This is a genomic window from Pseudomonas sp. 06C 126, from assembly GCF_001855215.1.
Classification (GTDB): domain Bacteria; phylum Pseudomonadota; class Gammaproteobacteria; order Pseudomonadales; family Pseudomonadaceae; genus Aquipseudomonas; species Aquipseudomonas proteolytica.
In genome coordinates this window covers 1-2837 of sequence record NZ_MIFU01000143.1, presented here as the reverse complement: position 1 = coordinate 2837, position 2837 = coordinate 1, and the positions used below count along the sequence as shown (strand labels likewise).

The following is a 2837-nucleotide window of genomic DNA, read 5'->3' as shown; positions in this document are numbered from 1 at the left end:
GCTGATGCCCTCGTATTCGACCCTTACCGTCACACCATCCCGGCCATTCCATATCGTCAATTGCCCGTCTACCGCTTCGCGCACGCTCGGAGCCTTGAGGTCCAGGTCTTTCTGTGTGATGTGCAGTACCAGGCGCCGGAATACCTTCGCGCTCTCCCGGTCGACTTGGCCGTTGAAATTCACCGCAAAATGCACCTCGATATCACTGCAATCCGCCAGCTTTTGCAGCTCATGACGCGGGAGCGGTGTGTTGACCCCAGCGCTCAGCCACTCCTCGGTAAGCGCCTCACCGCTTAGCACCGCAAAACTGTAGGGGCTGCCATCCTTCAACTCACCCGTCACCCACAACCAGCAAGCCTGGCCCAGTGCAACATAGGGCCAGGGGATGACGGTTGCCGAGGCATCGCCGGCAAAGGTATTGAGGTCCAGCGCATTACCGGTGGCCTGCTCAACAGCCGGTTTGGGCAAGCCGCTGATATCGAGTACCTTCACCACCCTTGGCGGAGACAGCCAGGGCCCAGCCCCGTTGTCGTACACCTGATATTTCAGAGTAATAGGCCAATCAAAGTTGGCACTGATCGCCGAAGGTGGCACCAGGAACTCAAGGCTGCTTTCACCTTCCTGCACGGTGCGGCACTCCAGTGCCGGCGATCCTACGCCGGCCGTACCGCTGAAAGTGGGACACACAATCTCCCCCGCGTGCATGCCTTCGTAGGCAATCACAACATGTGCTCCGTCCACCGTATTCACCGGGTTGACCAACCAACCATCCGCGCCGCAATCCACCGACTCCTTAAGATGCGGCGGCGGCAGATCCAGCGCAGGCTCCACGCGCAACAATGTAGTGGTCCGCAGATGAAAGTCCTGGGCATTAACGGGTAACGGGTTCTCATGCACAGGATCATCTGGGGTCGGCAGCACCGCAGGAGCACCGTCCCAAATCACCCCCATATGAGTGGTCAAGGCAGAATAATCCTGGCGGCGCGCAAGCCAGCCACGAGCGAGCCTGAACTCAAAGAGATGTTCCGGATTCGCCTCTGTCTCCCGTACAACATGATCGAACGCCACCCACGTGAAAGCGTAAGGCACCTGGTGCTGGTCGCCCGCCACGGTCACAAACAACCGTTGCCCGGCCTGAATCATCGGCCAGGCCTTGATGCGGATGAACTCATCGCCCTGAAACTCGTGCATGTTCAGCCACAGGGTGTTCCATTCCAGCCGGGCATGTGCGAACTCCGGCAACGACGTTCGAAGGTCCGTTTCGCGGATCTGCTGAATCTCCAGCTCCAGCACCAACGACTGCTTGAGCTGCCCGGCCACCGTCGCGGTGTACCAGATCAAAACGGTATGCCCAATGCAGGTACTGACCCACTGCCATGGAATAGGAATGACGAGGCTACCGCTGGTACTACCCATTTGCACGATGGGTTCGAATACTGGCTCATCCTGATGCTTGATGGCCCAATACAACGTGATCGGAGTTTCACTCATCCCGGCGAGCGTAATAGTCGCGGTCGTGCCGTCAATGGCATGCATGGGGTACAGAATGTTGTTATTGACGGCGTACTGGATCTGCGGGTTGGGTAGTTCGGGAGCGAATTCATCAGGTGGCGGCGCAACGAACAACTGTTTTTTTGGCGGGGTGGTTTTTTTAACCATGATGAGACTTCCTATGCGGGGAAAGATAACCACATGGCCTAGTGGGCAGGCCTGACTCCACTGCTATCTAAGATCTGAACACAAAGTTTGGCTACTGTCAGAATTGACAGTTATTTCAACACTCCGACCACCGGCAGTTTTTTAATTGAATAACGATGACAAGCAATGCCCGCATAAAGCGGGCATTCTTTTAGAACCAACTACGGTTTACTGTGGATACTTCATCGTAAAGTTATCTATAAACGAATAGTCCTGTACGGTGACTTCCATACTAGAAATCAGGCGCCCACCCAAAGAGGAATACTCAACCCAGAACCCCCCTCTGTATTCGTCAGGATAATCAAGCATCGCCAGCATGCGATTGCTGTCATCATAGAACCTTACCTGCCCTGGACTTTGCTTCCACACCCAAGCAAATTTTACGTATTCCAACTTATGCTTAAAGTCAAATCGATGTCTTTGCGGTGTTTCCGAGTGATGGATATTCCGTAACATCATGTAGCATTGTCCAGAGGAATACTGATCATTGCCATAAGGTAATACTCCCGCCTCAAACGGGCCAGAAACAAATGTCACTTTCATGGTCGGGGTATCGATGACACCACCCACTGTATATTCGCGCGTGGCTTGGCCTTCAAATTTCTCTTCAATAGTGAGCGGGGCATTTCTCAACATCAACTCCAGTCGCGCAAACTCTACAGCCTCGCTTTCTTTATCGCTCCCACCGACAGTAACCTTGCAACTAACTACTAGAGGTGTATCACGCTTCAACATTTGTAGTTCGGTTCTTTTTAAAACCCCATTCAACCCCGCACTCACTTCTGCCGCCGTTACTTCCTTGCCCAGATAGACATTAATAGTGTAGGCAGTGCCGTCAACTTTGGTTCCAGCCCCTCGCAACCAGACTTTCTGACCCGGCAAAACGAACCACCAGGGCTCAACGGTGATATCCGCATCCCCGGCAAAGGAGCGCAGATCCAAAATATTGTTGGTGGCCTGTGGCACCACTGGGGTCGGCAAACGCACTGGCACGCTGATCTGTAGACGCAAGGCCTGGGAGGACGCCAACTTGCAAGGGTTGGTAACGGTGTACACGATCAGCACCGTTCTGCCCGCATCTTGAATCACCGCTTCACGGGGGATCGCGAAATCGACATAGCCTGGCTCGTTGTTACCGG

2 pseudogenes are annotated in these 2837 nt (G+C 54.2%); both read right to left on the bottom strand.

The window, feature by feature from the left end:
- Nucleotides 1-1659, bottom strand: a pseudogene (locus tag BHC62_RS28690) (hypothetical protein); the annotation flags it as partial.
- Nucleotides 1660-1866: 207 nt separating this feature from the next.
- Nucleotides 1867-2837: pseudogene (locus BHC62_RS28685) on the bottom strand (hypothetical protein); the annotation flags it as partial.